The sequence below is a fragment of the Streptomyces sp. NBC_01474 genome (assembly GCF_035918215.1).
Classification (GTDB): domain Bacteria; phylum Actinomycetota; class Actinomycetes; order Streptomycetales; family Streptomycetaceae; genus Streptomyces; species Streptomyces aureus.
In genome coordinates this window covers 6538530-6556965 of sequence record NZ_CP109449.1, presented here as the reverse complement: position 1 = coordinate 6556965, position 18436 = coordinate 6538530, and the positions used below count along the sequence as shown (strand labels likewise).

Sequence of the window (18436 nt, the reverse complement as noted above, 5' to 3'; positions counted from 1 at the left end):
TAGTGTCAATAAGGAACTCACAGGACGCACCTAAACACGATCGGCCGCCGCCCGCTAGAGGGCGACGGCCGATCATGCTCTGACCTGCGGCGATGTGGATTACTTCGCCGAGGGGCCCACCTTCACCGTGATCGACGAGCCGTCGAGCGGCTGCCCGACGATCGAGATCCGGGTGTTGGTGTCAGTTGTCTGGACACTGCCGGTCGGGTTCTCCTTGTACCAGTACGTGCCCTTGTGGTCGTCGAAGACCGGAACGCCCAGCTGTGCCGGGATCTTGGTCTCGACGCCGAGCTTGTGCAGCGAGAAGCCCCGGTTCGGGAACCAGCTGAACGCGGCGTCGTACGGCTGGATCTTGTTGGTGATGTATTTGCCGTCGGCCCACTTGAGCGGCTTGGCGTGCGCGTCGACCGGCAGGATCAGGCCCTTGCCGGGGTGCTGGCCGACGTTGTTGTTGCGCTGCGAGGTGTCCCACTGCCAGATCATCAGGCCGGGACGGTACGAGTAGTGCTCGACCCAGTCGTTCTTGGCACCGCCGTCACGCCAACCGAAGTTGTACGGACCGACCTTGAGGGTCTTGTCGTAGGAGATGTACTGGCGGTTCTCCGCGAGGTAGAACTGCGGGAAGTCGCCGGTCACGGAGGCGCCGACGCGCGAGAAGCCGCGCGCGGTCCAGCCGTTGTCGTCACCTTCGGCGTTGTCGGTGAACAGCGCCTGGCCGTCCGCCTTGACGGTGAGGTTGTCGGCGGTGAAGCCCATGCCGCCGGCGCCGCCGTCCGTCTTGTAGCGGAAGCGGACGCTGATCTTCTTGCCCGCGTAGGCGTCCAGCGGGAACACCAGGTGCTGGAACTTGCCGGAGACGCCGGTCAGGGCCGGCTTGTCGCCGCCGTCGCGCGGGATGGTGACGCCGTCGGCGGTGCCGTCGATCGTCTTCCAGCTGGCGCCGTCGTCCGTGGACACCTGCGTGTACAGGTAGTCGTAGTCCTTCTCGATGTCGTACCAGCCGTCGAGTTCGAGGGCCGCCTTCGACTTGCCGGTCAGATCGACCGGGCGCGCCAGGGTGTTCGAGAGGTCGTCACCGTAGTCCGACCACCACTGCTTCGCGCCCTCGGTGGGCTTCACGATCTCGGTGGTGACGTTCTTCTTCTCGGGCAGCTCGACGACGAGGGCCTGCTTGCGCTTGGTGTTGTACTCCGAAACCCCCAGCGTGTGCGTCGACTTGGTCGCCGCCTTGGCCTTGTCGTAGTTGAGCCAGCCGAGCTGCAGCTTGTCCCAGGCGGTCATGTCGCCCGGCATGTCGCCGATGGAGTCCTTGCCGGTGCCGAGCCAGGAGCCGGCCGACATCAGGGACCAGAAGCCGACCGAGTTCTCGCCGCTGTACGTGGTGTCGTACAGGTCGGGCAGGCCCAGGTCGTGGCCGTACTCGTGGGCGAAGACGCCGAGTCCGCCGTTCTCCGGCTGCATCGTGTAGTCGCCGACCCAGATGCCGGTGTCGCCGACCGGGGTGCCGCCCGCCTTGAAGCCGGTCGGGCCCGTGTCGCCGTCGTCGCGGCCGTAGGCGTAACCGCGGTGCGCCCACAGGGAGTCGCCGCCCTGCGCGCCGCCGCCGGCCGACCCGTCCTCGCCCGCGTGGACGATCTGGAAGTGGTCGATGTAGCCGTCGGGCTCGTTGAAGTTGCCGTCGTTGTCGTGGTCGGTACGGTCCCACTGGTCGTACTGGGACAGGTCCGCCTTGATGTCGGCGTCGGACTTGCCGGCCGCCTTCTGCTGCTCGACCCACGCGGTCACGCCGTCGCGGACCAGGTCCTCGACGTTCGGGCAGTTGTCGGCGCCGCAGTAGTTGGAGCCGTAACGGGCCTCGTTGTAGGGGACCTTGACCCAGTCCGAGACCTCGCCGTCGACCGAGTAGCGGCCCGACGACGTCTTCTCGTAGTAGGTCTTCAGCGAGTCGACTCCCTTGCCCGTACCGAAGTACAGGTCCTGGAAGTGCTTGCTGCTGTAGTCCTTCTGCCAGGCCGTGCTGTTGTTCTTGGCACGGTCCGGCTCGGCTATCCGGTTGTGCAGCGGGCCGGGCGTGCCCCCGTACTTGGGCTTCAGGTCAGGCGTGTCGTCGTCGGCGCGGTCGACCAGCGTCGTGTTGTCGACCTTGTCGCCGAACTCCGTCAGGATCGTGAAGATCTTGTCGGTCCGCTCCCGGCCCAGCTCGACGTACTTGTCCTTGCCGAGCTTCACGACCTGCGAGCCGTCGCGCTTCTCGACCTTCGACTTCCCGGAGAGCACCTGCTCCAGCGCGGTCTTGCGCTGCTGCTCCATCTGCTGGCTGAAGGGGCCGCCGATGACGTGCCCCTTGCCCCCGTACGTCTTGCCGTGCGACGTGGAGCTTCCTACGGCCGGGGTGTCGGCCTGGGCGCCCGTCGCGAGGACCGATCCGGCAGCCGCGGTCGCGGCCAGCGTCACGAGCACGGCGGCGGATCTCAACGCCCGTCTCTTGGTGGTCACTTGATGGTTCCCCTCCTCCGTGGCTATTCAGCCACGTATCACAAGTGACGCTATTTGACCGGAGGTGAAGGAGAAATAACAGACCTTGACTGGGGCAACCGGAGTGCACTATGCAGTGGCGCGACACCGATATCCGGACGCGGACTTTCCGCCAACGGGCGCGCCGAACCGTCCACTTCGTGGACTCGGTGACTCCGTGCGCCCCCCGTGCACCGGCACCGTGGGTTAGGTCACGCTTACCGCCCGTTCCTCTCGGGCATGCGTCGGATTAGAGTCATTTGACGGCGCGCTACGGCCAAGTCGACCTGGCTCCGCATCCCTTACATATGCAGCTGCCAATGGCTCCTGCTATACGCCAGTGAAGTAAGCATCCGCTGTCCCGAGGACGGATAACGCCATGCCGCGTCCGACTGCCGCACAGCTCGCCTACGGTTCCGCGACCGTGATCTTCTCGACACTCGCCATGCTGCTGTTGTCGCAGACGAGTTCGGGCCTCGGCGTCGCGATCATCGCCCTGGCCGCACTCGGCCTCGGTCTCCTCGTGGCGCTGACGGTCCCCCTGCCGAAGTCGCGGCCCTCCGCCGTACCGGCGACTGCCGTCGCGGCGGAGGAGCGGATGCCGGTGCAGCGAGCGACCGTGCCCTCGGCGGCCGCCCCGCAGGCCGCCCCCGAGTCCGTGTACGAGGTCACGCCGTCCGGCACACGCGGACCGGCGGGCCCGTGACCCACGGACCCGCCGGAAGCACCACCCCGCGCCTGCTCAGCCGGTGCTGACCACCACCGTCTTCGCGGCCTTGTCGTGCAGGCCCTGCTTGTAGGGCTTGTCGAAGAAGCTCCAGCCACCACAGATCGCGGTCCAGATGCAGGCGCAGCAGAACACCGCCGGCAGCCACAGGACCGCGGCGCGTACCAGGTTGGTCTGGACGCTGGGCGTGGCACCGTCGTTGAGGTTCGCCACACGCAGCTTGAGCAGCCGCTTGCCCAGGGTCTGGCCGGTCTTCGCGGTCATGAAGGTGTCGTACCCGATGTAGAGGACCGCGGCGAGGACGGACTGGCCGAACTGTCTGCCGTACTGGATCTTGTCGGGGTTCGTCTGGTACTCGGCGATCCCGAAGGCCCAGGACAGCAGCCCCACGACGATGCTGACCAGGATGATGTCGATGATCCGCGCGAGCACGCGCTTGCCGCTGTCCGCCAGCGGCGGCATCCCGGCCAGCGGGTCATCCCCGTAGGGACCGCCACCGTAGGGGTCACCACCGTAGGGGCCACCCTCACCACCACCGCCGTACGGGGGCGGTGGGGTGCCGCCGGGCGGGGGCGGCGGGGAGTCGTACGGATTCCCCGAGCCCGGGGGGTTCTGAGGGCCGTGGGGGCCCTGAGGGTTCTGGGGGCCCTGAGGAGTCCCGTACGGGTCCTGCGGGCCGTCGTACGGTGAGCCGCCGCCCTGGGACGGTGGCGGCTTTCTGAACGGGTCGTCTTCCGGGGGCTGACCTGAGCCGGGGGGCGGCGGTTCGGTGCTCATGGCCCGAGTCGACCGCGAACCCCCCGACTCCGCATCCGGCGAGCCGCCGTCCGGAGTACGGCTGCTCGCCCGTGCGGCGGCCGAGCGGGACGGCCGGGGTCAGCCCGCGACGAACGTACGGGCCGCCTTGTCGTGCCAGCACTGGCGCCACGGCCGGTCGAACAGGCACCACAGCACGCCGAGGACGCCGATGGCCAGCAGGCCGGTCACGCTGTACACCAGCCAGCGCCGCAGCGCCGCGCCGAACGTCGGCGCCTCGTGCTCCTCGATGTCCCGCACCTGGAGCCCGCACACCTTTTTGCCCAGGGTGCGGCCCCACTTGGCGGTCGGCAGGGCCTCGTAGAGAATGCCGGCGACGAGGAGGACGGCGAGGACGATGCCGAGGTAGGCGCCCGTCGTGCCGTCCAGCAGCCAGACCGTGGCCTCGCGGCCCGACGCCTTCGCCGCGTCGATCTTCCCGTCGATGTGGTCGATGGCCTTGGTGCCGAGCGGGACGGCCGCCACCGCGGTGACGGCGCCGAGCACCACCGAATCGATGAGCCGCGCGGCAAGACGCTTGCCGAGCCCCGCGGGCCGCGCCGACGCCTGCGCCTGGGCTGCCGCCAGGAACGGGTCGTTGGCCACGGGCTTCCACGGCGTGACGGGGCCTTCCGGCTCCGCGGGTTCGCCTGTGGCGGGCTGCGCGGACTGAGGCTGGGCGAGCTGGTGAACCTGCTGCGCCCAGGAAGGCGAACCGCCGCCGGGGCCGGAGGTCATGGGAGTGCCGGAGGCGGCACCGGCGGCCTGCGGCGGGACCGCGCCGGGGCGGCCGGCCTGGGGCTGCTGCACCGGGGTGGGGGCCTGAGGTGCGTAGGGCGCGTGCGGGTGGAGAGGGGCGGCTTGCGGGGCGTGCGCCTGGTGGGCCTGCGCTTGCTGGGCCTGCGCTTGCTGGGCCTGGGCCTGGGGCTGTTGGACCGGCCCCTGCGGGGCGAAGCCCGCTTGAGGCTGGGGCTGCGGCTGCGACTGGGGGCCGGACCGGGGCTGGCCGTCGGCCTGCGGGGGCGCGGGCTGCTGGGGCGCCTGCGGGTTCTGGGCGACGGGCTGTTGGGGCTGAGCTTGCTGGGCCTGCGCTTGCTGACCCTGCTGACCCGGAACCTGCTGACCCGGAACCTGCTGACCCTGCCCCTGGCCCTGCTGGCCCTGTACCGCAGGCCCTTGCTGGCCCGGTACCTGACGAGCGGACAGCGCTCGCATCGTCATCGTGCCCTCGGGGCGGTCCGTGGGCGGGGTGGGGCGGCGGAACGTGACCGTCCCGTCCGTGGGCGGCGTCGGGGGCTCCGGCTGTGCCGGGCGGTTCGTGACCGCCCCGTCCGCGCGCTCCTGCTGCTGCGGAGCAGGCACGCGCGGGTCGGCGCCCCAGGACACACGGCGGTCCTGCTCGCCGCCGAAGCCGGTCTGGCGGGACGCGTCCGCCTGCCAGGCCGTGGCGGGTTCGGGTGCGGCCGGCTCGTCCGAGTACCGCTCCGGCTCCTCGTCGAGGAAGATCGGGCCGGTCTCCTCCACGGACGCGGGCGCGGGCGCAGGCGTGGGGGCGGGCGCGGGGGCCGGGGTCACCCCGGCGGGGGCGGCGAGGGGTTCGCCGTCGGACGGGGCCGGGCGGCTCGTGCCGGGCACCCACGCGGCACCGTTCCAGTACCGGACGTATCCGGGAATGGACGGGTCGGGGTAGTACCCGTCGCGGGGCCTGTCGTCGCCGGGTGCCGGAGTTGGGGCGCTCATGTCCGTCGTCCCGTATCTGCTCGGGGGTTTTGTTGGGGGTCCACATCTATCAGACCACCGCCCGCCACCGGGCGGGTCCGCCCGTACGGACCACTTTCCGGGGACGCCGAAAAACTTTCCGGAACTCGCGTAATGCTCCGCGCCCTTCGCCCTCTCTCCTTGCACGGGCCCGCTCTCGCGAGCCCCCGCACGACCCGTACGAGGAGAGGAAACGCACGACATGCACACCGTGGTGGAACGCGAACTCGAGCTGAGGCTTGTCCTGTCGCCCGAGCGCAGCATCCCTGTCCCTGCCCGGCTCACCTACCGGACCGACGACCCGTACGCCGTCCACATCGCCTTTCACATCGGCTCCGAGCACCCGGTCAACTGGACGTTCGCGCGCGAGCTGCTCGTGGAAGGGGTGTTCCGGCCGTGCGGGCACGGGGACGTGCGCGTGTGGCCGACGAAGGTCGACCGCCGCAGCGTCGTCCTCATGGCGCTGAGTTCACCGGACGGCGACGCGCTCCTGGAAGCGCCCGCCGCCGCCGTGTCCGCCTGGCTGGAGCGGACACTGCGGGTGGTCCCTCCGGGCTCTGAGTCCGAGCGGCTCGGCATCGACGACGGCCTCGCCGAGCTGCTCGCTCCCGCCTCGGGCCGCGTCGACGACCTGTGGCTGCGCGACCCGTGGCCCTCGGACGAGTCCAAGGACGGTGAGTGAGCGCGCGTCCCACGGGGGTGGATGCGGGCCGACCGACCAGGAGTGGCGGGCGTCAGAAGAGTTTGCCCGGGTTGAGCAGGCCGAGCGGGTCGAAGGCCGCCTTGACGGCGCGCTGCATCTCGATGCCGACCGGGCCGAGCTCGCGCGCCAGCCACTCCTTCTTGAGTACGCCGACGCCGTGTTCGCCGGTGATGGTCCCGCCGAGTTCGAGACCGAGCGCCATGATCTCGTCGAAGGACTCGCGGGCCCGCCGGCCCTCGTCGGCGTCCTGGGCGTCGAAGCAGACGGTGGGGTGCGTGTTGCCGTCGCCCGCGTGGCAGCAGACGCCGATCGTGAGGCCGTACTTCTCGGCGATGCGGTCGACGCCGGTGAGCATCTCGGCGAGCCTCGAACGCGGCACGCACACGTCGTCGATCATCGTCGTGCCCTTGACCGCTTCGAGTGCGGTGAGCGAGAGGCGCCGGGCCTGGAGCAGGAGTTCGGACTCGGCGGCGTCCTCGGCGGGGACGACCTGGGTCGCGCCCGCGGCCTCGCACAGGGCACCGACGGCGGCGAGGTCGGCGGCCGGATCGAGGGTGTCGAAGGCCGCGAGGAGCAGCGCCTCGGTGGTCTCGGGGAGCCCCATGTTGGCCATCGCGTTGACGGCCTTCACGGTCGTACGGTCCATGAGTTCGAGCAGCGACGGGACGTGACCGCCCTCCATGATCTTGCAGACCGCGTCGCAGGCGGCGTCCGTGGAAGCGAATTCGGCGGCCAGGACCAGCTGCTGCGGCGGCTCGGGCTTGAGCGCGAGTGTGGCCCGTACGACGATGCCGAGGCTGCCCTCGGAGCCGACGAACAGACGCGTGAGGTCGTAGCCCGCGACGCCCTTGGCCGTGCGGCGTCCCGTGGACAGGAGCCGGCCGTCGGCGAGGACGATGTCGAGCCCGAGGACGTACTCCGCCGTCACCCCGTACTTCACGCAGCACAGGCCGCCCGACGCCGTGCCGATGTTCCCGCCGATGGTGCACATTTCCCAGCTGGACGGGTCCGGCGGGTAGTAGAGGCCCTTCTCGTTGACGGCGCGGGAGAGCGTGGCGTTGATGACGCCCGGCTCGACGACCGCGATCCTGTCGACGGTGTTGATCTCCAGGATGCGGTCCATCTTGACCAGGGACAGCACGATGCAGCCCTCGGACGCGTTCGCCGCGCCGGAGAGGCCCGTGCGGGCGCCCTGCGGGACGACGGGGACCCGTAGCTCCGTGGCCGTGCGCATCACGTGCTGGACCTGCTCGACGGTGCGGGGCAGCACCACGACGGCCGGCGCTCCCGCGTCGCAGAAGCTGGCCATGTCATTGGCGTACGAGGCCGTGACGTCGGGGTCGGTGAGGACCGCCCCGGCCGGCAGGCCTTCCTGAAGTCGTTCGACGAGTGTGCGGCTCATGATCACAGCCTCGCACTCGGGGCCATCGGTGTGAACCCGTCTGCGGCGGCCTTCACCTGCCGGGATGTTGCCGTGATGTGCTCTTCGTATTGACGCACAGTGTGCGCCATGAAGACCGAGGAGATCGAAGCGGAACAGCAGGCTCCGACCACGGTTCCCGAGCCGGAGCGCCCCCTGTCCCCGCTGGCGAGGGGCGGACTGGTCAGCGCCGTCACGGGGGCCTTGGTGCTCGGCGGCATCCTGCTGGTGCCGCCCTCTTCGTCGGAGCGCGGCGCGGCCCCCGCTCCGGGGTCCGCCGGCCGCGCGGCGACCGCGGAGGCCGCGGGGGCCGCCGCGTCGCTGCCCGACCTGATGGCCCTCATCAGGGAGCGCGAGGCGTATCTGCGGGCCCATCCGCGTGACGACCGGTCGTGGGCGGTGCTCGGGGCCGCCTACGTGGAGCGGGGGCAGCGGACGGCCGACTCGGCGTACTACCCGAAGGCCGAGCGCGCGCTGCAGATCTCGCTGAAGACGCGGCCCGCCGGGAACGTGGACGCCCTGAACGGGCTCGCCGCGCTCGCCGACGCGCGGCACGACTACCGCGCCGCGAAGAAGTGGGGCGAGGCGTCTGTGAAGCTGGCGCCGAAGCGGTGGACGACGTATCCGCTGCTCATCGACGCCTACGGGCGGCTCGGCGACTACAAGGCCGTGGACCGGGCCCTGCAGACGCTGACGAAGCTGCGCTCAGGCGCGGCCGTGATGGCGCGCGAGGGGCAGGTCTACCGGGACCGCGGCTGGCGTGACGACGCGCTCGCGTCGCTGACCGACGCGGCGGCGCTCGCCTCGACACCGTCCGAGCAGGCCGTGTGTCTGCACCGGGCGGGCCAGCTGATGTGGGAGCGGGGCGAGCCCGCACAAGCGCTGAACTACTTCGCCCAGGCCCTCGCGGCCGACCCCGACCATGACGCGTCGCTCGCCGGGAAGGGCCGCGCCCTGGCGTCGCTGGGCCGTACGACGGAGGCGGTCCAGGCGTACCGGAGCGTCCTCGCCAGGTATCCGCGACCCGAGTACGCCCTGGAACTGGGCGAGTTGTACCAGTCGATCGGGTTCGGCGACGCGGCGAAGGCACAGTACGGCCTGCTGCGGAAGCGGGTGGACGCGGACGGGGCGAACGGGGTCGACGACTCACTCCTCCTCGGCCGGTTCGAGGCGGACCACGGGGACCCGCGGGCGGCCGTGACCCGGCTGCGGGCCGAGTGGAAGCGGGCGCCGAGCGTGCAGACCGCGGACGCGCTGGGCTGGGCGCTGCACAGGGCGGGCGACGACAAGGAGGCGCTGAAGTACGCGCAGCGCGCGACGGACCCGGAGCACGGGGGCACCGTACGCAGTGCGCTGATCGCCTACCACCGGGGTGAAGTGGAAAGGAAGTTGGGGCTGGACGGGCCCGCCCGCCGGCACATCGGTGAGGCCCTGCGCATCAACCCGACGTTCTCGCCGCTCCTGTCCCCGCTCGCGAAGGAGGCGCTGGCCGCGCTGGGCGACCCGCCGGCCGACCGGCCCGACAAGGCGCGGGAGACGGGGGCGAACGTGGCACCGGCGCCGGGGCACCACGCGGCACCCAGGAGCTCGGCCCCCGAGCGCCCCGGATCCCAGCGTCCGGCGGGCCAAAGCCCCGCGGCCCGCCCGACCGCCCCCGTCGCGCCGCCCAAGTCCGCGGCCCCGCCTGCCAGGCCTCCGTCCCCGGCCGAGCCATCGCCCCGGCAGGCCCCTCAGACGCCCAAGCCCCCCGGCGCGTAACCCCCCGAACCCGGGACCCGGGACCCCGGCGGCCCCCTAAAGCACACCCGTCCCGATGAGCCCGTTCCGCGTGACCAGGGACGCCAGTTCTTCCTCGCTCAGGCGGTCCGTTCCCGCGGGGCGCCTGGGCAGGACCATGTACCGCGTCTCCGCGCTGGAGTCCCAGACCGTGATGTCCACGGACTCCGGGAGCGTCACGCCGAACTCGGCGAGGACGCCGCGCGGGTCCCGCACGACGCGGGAGCGGTACGCCTCGCTCTTGTACCAGCCGGGCGAGGGACCGAGCAGACGCAGGGGATAGCAGGAGCACAGCGTGCAGACGATGACGTTGTGCGTGCCGGCAGTGTTCTCGACGACGCGCAGCCGCTGCTTCTGAACTCCCCCGGCGGAGAAGCCCAGTTCACCCACCGCCGCGGTGCCGTCGGCGAGGAGCCGCTCGCGGTAGGCGGGGTCGGTCCACGCGCGGGCCACGACCTTCGCGCCGTTCACGGGCGAGGCGCCCGCCAGGAACCCGTCGATGACCTCGTCGACGGTGTCGCCCCCGACGATGTCCTGCGCCTCCAACAGGCTCTCCAGGCATCGCACCTGACGGGAGATCACCGCGTCCTCGTGCGTACCGGACATCACTCGGCCTCCCTCAGATAGCTCTCCGACAGGTCGAGTACGACGTGGTGGTCGCCCTCGCCCCACAGCTCGCGCGCCGCGAACCGGACCGCGTAGATCATCTCGACAGGGGCGTCGTCCCGGCCCTGCGCGCGCACGTCGGCGAGCGGTGCCCGCCCCTCCGGCTCGACCACGACGCCGCGCTTTCCGCGGGCGTACCGCGGCAGGCGCGTGTGGTGCGGCGGGTCGTGCGGGTACGTGCGGACGTGGGCGCCGGCCGCGAACCGGTCAGTCATCGCGCAGCGCCCCTTCCTCGATGACGCCCTTGCGTTCGAGGAGCGTGCGGATCGCGTGGAACCAGCGCTCGTAGTACGAGGCCGCGAGGTACTCGCCCGGCGGCATCGTCTCGATGGCGTCCCTGAACTCGTCGAGGTTGAAGACCCCTTTGACGAGGAGCGCGCGCTGGAGGGCGAAGACGCGCGCCTCCCAGTCCGCGTGAAAGGGCTCGGCGTCGTCGGTGGTGTCGATGGCGCCGAACCCTGTCATGCCGCCCACGTCGTTGATCCTGGCCATAGGGCCAGCCTAGACGCGCCCCCTACAGATTGCCGCGCTTCTCCTGCTCGCGCTCGATCGCCTCGAAGAGCGCCTTGAAGTTGCCCTTTCCGAAGCCCATCGAGCCGTGCCGCTCGATCATCTCGAAGAAGACGGTCGGCCGGTCCTGGACCGGCTTGGTGAAGATCTGCAGCAGGTAGCCGTCCTCGTCGCGGTCGACGAGGATCTTCAGCTCGCGCAGCGTCTCCACGGGCACCCGCGTCTCGCCGGCCCACTCGCCTAGGGTGTCGTAGTACGAGTCGGGGGTGTCCAGGAACTGGACGCCCGCGGCGCGCATGGTCCGTACGGACGCGACGATGTCGTTCGTGGCGAGCGCGATGTGCTGGACGCCGGCGCCGCCGTAGAACTCCAGGTACTCGTCGATCTGGGACTTCTTCTTGGCGATGGCCGGCTCGTTGATCGGGAACTTGACCTTGAGCGTGCCGTCGGCGACGACCTTCGACATCAGCGCCGAGTACTCGGTCGCGATGTCGTCGCCCACGAACTCCTTCATGTTCGTGAAGCCCATGACCTTGTTGTAGAAGCCGACCCACTCGTTCATCTTGCCGAGCTCGACGTTGCCGACGCAGTGGTCGACGGCCTGGAAGGTGCGCTTGGCCGTCGGCTCGACGATCGGATCGGCCGCGGCGAAGCCGGGCAGATACGGGCCGTCGTACCCGGTGCGCTCGACGAGCGTGTGGCGGGTCTTGCCGTACGTGCCGATCGCAGCCCGCACGACGGTGCCGAACTCGTCCTTGGACTCGTACGGCTCGGTGATGCCGCGGGCGCCGTGCTCGACGGCGTACGCGTACGCGGCGCGGGCGTCCGGGACCTCGATGGCGAGATCGACGACGCCGTCACCGTGCTCGGCCACATGGTCGGCGAGGAAGTGGCCCCAGTCGGTGGAGACCTTGATGACGGAGGTGAACACGAAGCGGGCGGAGCCGTTCGTGAGCACGTAGGAGGCCGTCTCGCGGCTGCCGTTCTCCGGGCCCGAGTAGGCCACGAGCTTCATGCCGAAGGCGGTCGAGTAGTAGTGGGCGGCCTGTTTGGCGTTGCCCACGGCGAAGACGACCGCGTCCATTCCCTTCACCGGGAAGGGGTCGGCCTCGCGCGCGGTGTCGGGGGTGGGCTGGATGTGCGCAGAAGTAGCTGCCATGGTCCGAGGCTCTCTCCTAACCACAAGGTGCGCAATAGTTTGCGATTCCGGTGGTCAATCTGCTCAGCGGATCGGCAATATGGGCGAGCGATCTGTACAGGATGACCATCACGGAGGCCCGTATGGCGATCGATCATCTGGACGGACAGCTGATCCTGCTGCTCGCGCGCGAGCCCCGGATCGGGGTCCTTGAGGCGTCCCGGCGCCTGGGGGTCGCGCGCGGCACCGTGCAGGCGCGCCTCGACCGGCTTCAGTCGAACGGAGTCATCCGCGGCTTCGGGCCTCAGGTCGACCCGGCGGCCCTCGGCTATCCGGTCACGGCGTTCGCCACGCTCCAGATCCGGCAGGGTCAAGGATCCGATGTCAGGGCGCACTTGACCACGGTCCCCGAGGTCCTCGAACTCCACACGACGACCGGCAGCGGCGACATGCTGTGCCGCCTCGTGGCCCGCTCGAACGCCGATCTCCAGCGGGTGATCGACCGGGTCGTGGGTTTTGATGGCATCGTCCGGGCTTCCACCGCGATCGTCATGGAAAACCCCGTTCCGCTGCGGATCATCCCGCTCGTGGAGCAGGCCTCGTCGGATTCCTGACCGGCACGTCCTCGACGCTCACGGAGTCCGCCCGGACGAGGTGAGCGCCGGCGCTGCGTCTTCCCGGGGACAACCCCGGACCACCGGCCGAAGCCGGCCGGACGTCAGCCCGGCGCAAGGAGGTGAGGCCCATGAACTTCTGGGAGTACATCAGCACCCGCCATCAGCAGCTGCTGGCGGATGCCTATCAGCAGGCCAGCCTCGTCTTCCAGTGCATGGTCGTCGCGACCCTCGCCGGCGTCCTCATCGGCGTCCTCACCTACCGCAGCGAGTGGGCGGGCAACGTCGCCACCTTGGCGACCTCGACCATCCTGACGATCCCCTCGCTCGCCATGATCGGTCTGCTGATCCCGATCGTCGGCCTCGGCGTCCCGCCGACCGTCATCTCGCTGACCCTGTACGGGCTGCTGCCCATCGTGCGGAACTCGATCGTGGGCCTGCGAGGCGTGGACCCCTCCCTCATCGACGCGGCGAGCGGCATCGGCATGTCCCGCATCGCCCGGCTCGCCAAGGTGGAGCTGCCGCTGGCCTGGCCGCCGATCCTCACCGGGATCCGGGTCTCCACCCAGATGCTGATGGGCATCGCCGCCATCGCCGCCTACGCGTCCGGCCCCGGCCTCGGTAACGAGATCTTCCGCGGCATCGCGTCCCTGGGCAGCAAGAACGCGCTCAACCAGGTCCTCGCGGGCACGATCGGCATCATCATCCTCGCGCTCCTCTTCGACGCCGCCTACGTCCTCATCGGCCGCATGACCATCCCGAGGGGGATCCGTGTCTGACTCCGTGCCAGAGACCCCCGCGTCCACCGCCACGGCGACCGCCACCGCCGACGCCGGCGCGGGGCAGCCCTCCTCCACGATGGGGGCGACGATCGAGCTGGAGAACCTCACCAAGCGCTATCCGGGGTCCGCCGCCCCGGCCGTCGACAACGTCAGCCTGGAGATCAAGGCGGGCGAGACCGTCATCTTCGTAGGACCCTCGGGTGGCGGCAAGACCACCCTCCTCAAGATGATCAACCGGCTCATCGAGCCCACCAGCGGCCGTATCAGGATCGGTGGCGAGGACGTCACGGACATGGACCCGGTGAAGCTGCGCCGCAAGGTCGGCTACGCGATCCAGTCCTCGGGCCTCTTCCCGCACATGACGGTCGCGCAGAACATCGCCCTGGTGCCGAAGATGATCGGCTGGTCCAAGTCGAGGATCAAGGCGCGCGTCGAGGAGATGCTGGACCTGGTCGGCCTCGATCCGGCCGAGTTCCGCGGCCGCTATCCACGCCAGCTCTCCGGAGGCCAACAGCAACGCGTGGGCGTGGCACGGGCGTTGGCGGCCGACCCGCCCGTACTCCTGATGGACGAGCCGTTCGGCGCCGTCGACCCGATCACCCGCGACCACCTCCAGGACGAGCTGATCCGCCTCCAGCGCGAGCTGCACAAGACGATCGTGTTCGTCACCCACGACTTCGACGAGGCGATCAAGATCGGCGACCGCATCGTGGTCCTGCGCGAGCGCTCGCACATCGCCCAGTTCGACACCCCCGAGGCCATCCTCACCAACCCCGTCGACGACTTCGTGTCCGGCTTCGTCGGCGCGGGCGCCGCCCTCAAGCGCCTCAACCTCACCCGCGTACGGGATGTGGAGGTCACCGACTACCCGACGGTGCAGGTCGACGACCCCCTCCAGACCATCTTCGACAAGCTGCGCGACGCGGGCACCAACGAACTGCTCCTGCTCGACAAGAAGCGCCGCCCCTACAAGTGGCTGCGGCGCGGCGACCTCATGCGCGCCAAGGGGTCACTGGCCCGCGCGGGCACCCTCGTGCACGACACGGTGACCCGGGACGCGACCCTGCGCGACGCGCTCGAAGCGGTCCTGACCGACAACGCGGGACGCGTCGCGGTCACCGGGCGGCGCGGCGAGTACGAGGGCGTCGTCGACATGGAGACGCTGATGAACTCCGTGCACGAACTCCTGGACGCCGACCGACTCGAAGCCGTGGAGCACCAGCACGAACTGGAGGAACTGCGGGCCCAGCAGACCCACCAGGAGCAGGAAGGCGAGGGGGGACCGAAGGCGTGAACACCCCCAAGTCGCCCCCGGGCAAGCGCCCGGAGGGCGAGCACGAGGTAAAGGGCGTCGCCTTCCGCGACGAGGGCGAGGCCGAGCAGGAGGCGCCACCGGTCCGCGAGAAGCCCCGGATCTCCTGGCAGAAGCTCACGTTCCTGCCGGCCGTGGTCGCGGCCGTGCTGCTGGCCACCTGGATCTGGTTCCAGCAGGCCACCCTGGACACGATCTCCGAGAACGCCATCGCGGGCGGTGTGGTGTGGAAGCTCCTCAAGCAGCACATCTACCTGACGGTGGTCTCCACGTTCTTCGTGCTGATCATCGCGATCCCGCTGGGCATCCTGCTCACCCGCAAGATGTTCCGCAAGGCGACCCCGGTCGCCCTCGCCTTCGCCAACATGGGCCAGGCCACCCCCGCGATCGGCCTGCTCGCCCTGCTGGTGATCTGGCTGGGCATCGGCCGGCGGTCGGCCCTGATCGGCATCATCATCTACGCGATCCTGCCCGTGCTCTCCAACACGATCGCGGGCCTGAAGGCGAACGACCCCACACTCCTCGAATCGGCGCGCGGCATCGGCATGTCACCGCTCGGCGTCCTCAGCAAGGTCGAACTGCCGCTGGCCGTGCCGCTGATCCTCGCGGGCGTGCGCACCGCGCTCGTCCTGAACGTCGGCACGGCGACCCTCGCCACCTTCGGCGGCGGTGGCGGACTCGGCGTCCTCATCACCACCGGCATCACCAACCAGCGCATGCCGGTCCTCGTCCTGGGCTCGGTCCTGACGGTCTCGCTGGCCCTGCTCGTGGACTGGCTGGCGTCACTGGCCGAACTCCTGTTGCGACCCCGCGGGTTGGAGGTCCGGGTATGAGGCGTACGTACCGTGCGGCGGCGGCAGCGTGCCTCACGGCGTCCTTGCTCGCAGGCTGCGGACTGACCAGCGGCAGCCCGATGGTCGACGACGTGAAACCGGGCTCGGTCGGCCAGGGCGAGCCGCTCAAGGGCGCCAACATCACCGTCACATCGAAGGAGTTCACCGAACAGCTGATCCTCGGCGCCATGATGGGCATCGCCTTCAAGGCGGCCGGCGCCGAGGTCCTCGACCGCACCGGCATCCAGGGCTCCATCGGCGCCCGCGAGGCCATCAAGAACGGTGACGCGGACGGGATGTACGAGTACACGGGCACAGCCTGGATCACCTACCTGGGCCACTCCCATCCCATCCCGAACCCGCAGGCCCAGTGGCAGGCCGTGCACGACGCCGACCTCAAGAACGGCATCACCTGGCTGCCGCCGTCCGCGCTCAACAACACGTACGCGCTGGCCATGAACGAGGCCAACTTCAAGAAGTACGGAACGAAGACCCTCTCGGACGTGGCCGCGCTCGCCAAGAAGAACCCCAAGGCCGTGACGCTGTGCGTGGAGAGCGAGTTCGCCAACCGCGCGGACGGGCTGCCGGGCATGGAGAAGGCGTACGGCATGAACATCCCGACCGCGAACATCACGCAGATGGACACCGGGATCATCTACACGCAGGCCGCGAAGGGCACGTGCACGTTCGGCGAGGTCTTCACGACCGACGGCCGCATCAGGGCGATGAAGCTCCGGGTGATGGCGGACGACAAGCACTTCTTCCCGAACTACAACGCGGCCCCGGCGATGAACACCAAGTCCCTGGAGAAGTATCCGGCGATGGCGAAGGTCATCGAGCCGATCACGAAGAAGCTCAACAACACGGTCGCGCAGGAGCTGAACGCGAAGGTCGACGTCGATGGCCAGGACCCGCACGACGTGGCGAAGGAGTGGCTGGTGCAGGAGGGCTTCGTGACGGAGTGAGCTGATCCGGCTGCCGGGGGCTCCGGCCGTCAGGGGCAGGGATTCAGCAACTGGGGACCTTGCTCGCGTCGCCCTTGTCCAGGGCCGTCAGCGCGGACACCGCGCCCCGCAGCGTCGTCACGGGGATCAGCCGCATGCCCTTGGGCAACTCGGCCTTGGCGTCGCCGCACTCGGCCCTCGGCACCAGGAACACTTTCGCGCCGTCCCGCCAGGCGGCCTGCGTCTTGAGCGAGACCCCGCCGACCGCGCCGACCTTCCCGCCGGAGGTGATGGTGCCCGTACCGGCGATGGAACGGCCGCCGGTAAGGTCGCCGCCGCTGCCGTTGCCGTCCAGCTTGTCGACGATGCCGAGGGAGAAGAAGAGCCCCGCGCTCGGCCCGCCGACATCAGCGAGCTGAAGGTTCACGTGCACGTCCTGCGGGTCCTTGCTCAGATAGCCGAGCGCGGCCTCGGTCGCGGAGTCCTGCGACTTCTTCATCTCGCCGAGGTTGTGCTGCTCGATCTCCTTGGTCGAGTCGCCCGCCGGGTATACGGCGTCGCGGGGCATGACCGCACGGTCCGTACGGAACCAGCTGTCGACGACATCGCCCAGACTCACCTCCGCGTCGGGCCCCGTGGCCACGATCGTCACCATGCGCAGCTTCCCCGAGGTGTCACGGGTGGGCGCCCCGGAGATCTCGATGACGGGCTTCCCCTTCGAATCCCCGAGCACATCCGTGGTCGGCCCGGGCTGCGCGATGGCGAACGGCAGCGGCGCAAACCCCGCCACGGCAAGCAGAGCCACCACAGGCAGAGCACAAACGGCAAGGGCCCTGGGCCGAGAAATCCGAGAGAGAAGCACGAGCCCAATCTAACGCGAGGGACAGGCGCAACCACTGTGGCGGGGGCACCCCGTCGGCCATCCAAGACACGCGGGAAACGCCGCCGCTTCACTCAGGGGCGCGGGAATCGGCACCGCTTCACTCAGGGGCGCGGGGAACTGCGCGACCAGCCGAGACGAACCGGCAGCCGACAACGAACCGACGCCTCATCCAGGGGCGCGGGGAACTGCGCAATCAACCAAGACTGACCCGCAGACGGAATCGGACCCTTTCAAGGGGCGCGGGGAACTGCGCAAAACGCCCGCCACTGATACCCCGCACAAACACCGGCACTGATACCCCGCACAAATAACCGCCCAGGCAGCGCGCTAGCGCAACGCGTCGGCCACTTCCCGCGCCGCATCAAGAACCCGCGGCCCCACCCGCTCAGGCACGGAGTCCGAAAGCATCACCACCCCCACACTCCCCTCAAGCCCGGTCACCCCCACCAACGGCGCCGCAGCGCCACAGGCACCGGCCTCCAGCTCCCCATGGGTCAGCGTGTAACCGGGCTCGGGCACGAGCCCCTGCCGCGCAGCGAGTATCGCCCGCCCCGCGGCCCCCCGGTCGAGCGGATGCCGGAACCCCGCCCGGTACGCCACGTGATAGTCCGTCCAGGTCGGCTCGACGACGGCCACGGCGAGCGCCTCCGACCCGTCGACCAACGTGAGATGCGCGGTGGCCCCGATGTCCTCGGCAAGAGATCGCAGCGCCGGCAGCGCGGCCTCCCGTACCAGCGGATGCACCTGGCGGCCCAGGCGCAGCACGCCGAGCCCCACACGTGCTCGGCCTCCGAGGTCGCGTCGGACCAGGGCGTGCTGTTCGAGCGTGGCGAGCAGGCGGTACACGACGGTGCGGTTCACGCCGAGCTTGTTGGACAGCTCGGTGACCGTCAGTCCGTGGTCGGTGTCGGCGAGCAGCTTGAGGACACGCAGTCCTCGGTCGAGCGTCTGGGAGGTCTCCGCGGTCACGACGCCCACTCCTTAGTGGTGAAGGCGGCGGCCCCCTCCGCGGCGGTTGCGACGCCGGTCCCGTGGGCGACGCGCGTCAGAGGCCGCCGGTC

The 18436-nt window shown here is 70.0% G+C and carries 18 protein-coding genes; 8 read left to right on the top strand and 10 right to left on the bottom strand.

All coding sequences use genetic code 11. From position 1 onward, the window contains the following. Positions 1-99: 99 nt before the first annotated feature. The gene (locus OG758_RS29945) at positions 100-2496 is read right to left on the bottom strand and encodes an immune inhibitor A domain-containing protein (RefSeq protein WP_326712785.1); all 2397 of its coding nucleotides are present in this window, start codon (positions 2494-2496) and stop codon (positions 100-102) included. 397 nt (positions 2497-2893) lie between these two features. Between OG758_RS29945 and OG758_RS29940 the strand changes: the two genes are divergently transcribed. Further along, a complete protein-coding gene (locus OG758_RS29940; protein ID WP_326712784.1) occupies positions 2894-3220 on the top strand; it encodes a hypothetical protein in 327 nt (108 codons plus the stop codon). A 36-nt stretch (positions 3221-3256) separates the two neighbouring features. Here OG758_RS29940 and OG758_RS29935 read toward each other — a convergent pair whose 3' ends face one another. Continuing rightward, positions 3257-4018, bottom strand: coding sequence for an RDD family protein (locus tag OG758_RS29935; RefSeq protein WP_326712783.1), 762 nt, complete (start codon positions 4016-4018; stop codon positions 3257-3259). Positions 4019-4117: 99 nt separating this feature from the next. Continuing rightward, positions 4118-5776 (bottom strand): RDD family protein, encoded by a 1659-nt coding sequence (locus tag OG758_RS29930; protein WP_326712782.1) that lies wholly within the window; start codon positions 5774-5776, stop codon positions 4118-4120. A gap of 220 nt (positions 5777-5996) precedes the next feature. Here OG758_RS29930 and OG758_RS29925 point away from each other — a divergent pair, with 220 nt between their 5' ends. Then, positions 5997-6476 carry an SsgA family sporulation/cell division regulator gene (locus OG758_RS29925; RefSeq protein ID WP_326712781.1) on the top strand — a complete coding sequence of 160 codons (480 nt, stop codon included), beginning with the start codon at positions 5997-5999 and terminating at the stop codon, positions 6474-6476. A 52-nt stretch (positions 6477-6528) separates the two neighbouring features. Here the strand turns inward: OG758_RS29925 and OG758_RS29920 are convergent, their stop codons facing one another. Further along, the gene (locus OG758_RS29920; RefSeq protein ID WP_326712780.1) at positions 6529-7899 is read right to left on the bottom strand and encodes an FAD-binding oxidoreductase; all 1371 of its coding nucleotides are present in this window, start codon (positions 7897-7899) and stop codon (positions 6529-6531) included. A 108-nt stretch (positions 7900-8007) separates the two neighbouring features. On the opposite strand from OG758_RS29920, the gene OG758_RS29915 reads away from it, so the two are divergent. Beyond that, entirely contained in the window at positions 8008-9675 is a 1668-nt protein-coding gene (locus OG758_RS29915; RefSeq protein WP_326712779.1) for a tetratricopeptide repeat protein, read from the top strand. A 36-nt stretch (positions 9676-9711) separates the two neighbouring features. Here the strand turns inward: OG758_RS29915 and nthA are convergent, their stop codons facing one another. From nthA to hppD, 4 genes are read right to left on the bottom strand one after another with little or no spacing between them, the layout of a single operon-like run. After that, entirely contained in the window at positions 9712-10299 is a 588-nt protein-coding gene (nthA, locus tag OG758_RS29910; RefSeq protein ID WP_326712778.1) for a nitrile hydratase subunit alpha, read from the bottom strand. Beyond that, positions 10299-10574 (bottom strand): SH3-like domain-containing protein, encoded by a 276-nt coding sequence (locus OG758_RS29905; protein WP_100593959.1) that lies wholly within the window; start codon positions 10572-10574, stop codon positions 10299-10301. Before OG758_RS29905 ends, nthA begins: the two co-directional genes overlap by 1 nt. Continuing rightward, entirely contained in the window at positions 10567-10851 is a 285-nt protein-coding gene (locus OG758_RS29900) for an SH3-like domain-containing protein (protein WP_116512741.1), read from the bottom strand. Before OG758_RS29900 ends, OG758_RS29905 begins: the two co-directional genes overlap by 8 nt. Before the next feature lie 22 nt (positions 10852-10873). Next, positions 10874-12028: a 4-hydroxyphenylpyruvate dioxygenase gene (gene hppD / locus OG758_RS29895; RefSeq protein WP_326712777.1), complete on the bottom strand. Its 1155-nt coding sequence runs from the start codon at positions 12026-12028 to the stop codon at positions 10874-10876. A gap of 122 nt (positions 12029-12150) precedes the next feature. Between hppD and OG758_RS29890 the strand changes: the two genes are divergently transcribed. The 5 genes from OG758_RS29890 (at position 12151) to OG758_RS29870 (ending at position 16513) form a co-directional block, all read left to right on the top strand. Then, positions 12151-12621, top strand: coding sequence for an Lrp/AsnC family transcriptional regulator (locus OG758_RS29890; protein WP_326712776.1), 471 nt, complete (start codon positions 12151-12153; stop codon positions 12619-12621). Between the two features lie 131 nt (positions 12622-12752). Further along, positions 12753-13400, top strand: a complete 648-nt coding sequence (locus OG758_RS29885) for an ABC transporter permease (protein WP_326712775.1) — start codon at positions 12753-12755, stop codon at positions 13398-13400. Positions 13401-13479: 79 nt separating this feature from the next. Continuing rightward, positions 13480-14697, top strand: a complete 1218-nt coding sequence (locus OG758_RS29880) for a betaine/proline/choline family ABC transporter ATP-binding protein (protein WP_326716077.1) — start codon at positions 13480-13482, stop codon at positions 14695-14697. Further along, positions 14694-15548, top strand: a complete 855-nt coding sequence (locus OG758_RS29875) for an ABC transporter permease (RefSeq protein ID WP_326712774.1) — start codon at positions 14694-14696, stop codon at positions 15546-15548. Before OG758_RS29880 ends, OG758_RS29875 begins: the two co-directional genes overlap by 4 nt. Continuing rightward, entirely contained in the window at positions 15545-16513 is a 969-nt protein-coding gene (locus OG758_RS29870) for a glycine betaine ABC transporter substrate-binding protein (RefSeq protein ID WP_326712773.1), read from the top strand. The genes OG758_RS29875 and OG758_RS29870 overlap by 4 nt, the downstream gene beginning before the upstream one ends. A gap of 43 nt (positions 16514-16556) precedes the next feature. Here OG758_RS29870 and OG758_RS29865 read toward each other — a convergent pair whose 3' ends face one another. After that, positions 16557-17297 carry a S16 family serine protease gene (locus OG758_RS29865; RefSeq protein WP_326712772.1) on the bottom strand — a complete coding sequence of 247 codons (741 nt, stop codon included), beginning with the start codon at positions 17295-17297 and terminating at the stop codon, positions 16557-16559. 405 nt (positions 17298-17702) lie between these two features. Then, positions 17703-18344, bottom strand: coding sequence for an IclR family transcriptional regulator (locus tag OG758_RS29860; RefSeq protein ID WP_266671017.1), 642 nt, complete (start codon positions 18342-18344; stop codon positions 17703-17705). Between the last annotated feature and the right edge of the window lie 92 nt (positions 18345-18436).

Bases quoted from the DNA above. Each gene is read 5' to 3' on its own strand.
- OG758_RS29940 (WP_326712784.1), top strand. From the start codon at position 2,894: ATGCCGCGTCCGACTGCCGCACAGCTCGCCTACGGTTCCGCGACCGTG.
- OG758_RS29935 (WP_326712783.1), bottom strand. From the start codon at position 4,018: ATGAGCACCGAACCGCCGCCCCCCGGCTCAGGTCAGCCCCCGGAAGAC.
- OG758_RS29930 (WP_326712782.1), bottom strand. From the start codon at position 5,776: ATGAGCGCCCCAACTCCGGCACCCGGCGACGACAGGCCCCGCGACGGG.
- OG758_RS29925 (WP_326712781.1), top strand. From the start codon at position 5,997: ATGCACACCGTGGTGGAACGCGAACTCGAGCTGAGGCTTGTCCTGTCG.
- OG758_RS29920 (WP_326712780.1), bottom strand. From the start codon at position 7,899: ATGAGCCGCACACTCGTCGAACGACTTCAGGAAGGCCTGCCGGCCGGG.
- OG758_RS29915 (WP_326712779.1), top strand. From the start codon at position 8,008: ATGAAGACCGAGGAGATCGAAGCGGAACAGCAGGCTCCGACCACGGTT.
- nthA (WP_326712778.1), bottom strand. From the start codon at position 10,299: ATGTCCGGTACGCACGAGGACGCGGTGATCTCCCGTCAGGTGCGATGC.
- OG758_RS29905 (WP_100593959.1), bottom strand. From the start codon at position 10,574: ATGACTGACCGGTTCGCGGCCGGCGCCCACGTCCGCACGTACCCGCAC.
- OG758_RS29900 (WP_116512741.1), bottom strand. From the start codon at position 10,851: ATGGCCAGGATCAACGACGTGGGCGGCATGACAGGGTTCGGCGCCATC.
- hppD (WP_326712777.1), bottom strand. From the start codon at position 12,028: ATGGCAGCTACTTCTGCGCACATCCAGCCCACCCCCGACACCGCGCGC.
- OG758_RS29890 (WP_326712776.1), top strand. From the start codon at position 12,151: ATGGCGATCGATCATCTGGACGGACAGCTGATCCTGCTGCTCGCGCGC.
- OG758_RS29885 (WP_326712775.1), top strand. From the start codon at position 12,753: ATGAACTTCTGGGAGTACATCAGCACCCGCCATCAGCAGCTGCTGGCG.
- OG758_RS29880 (WP_326716077.1), top strand. From the start codon at position 13,480: ATGGGGGCGACGATCGAGCTGGAGAACCTCACCAAGCGCTATCCGGGG.
- OG758_RS29870 (WP_326712773.1), top strand. From the start codon at position 15,545: ATGAGGCGTACGTACCGTGCGGCGGCGGCAGCGTGCCTCACGGCGTCC.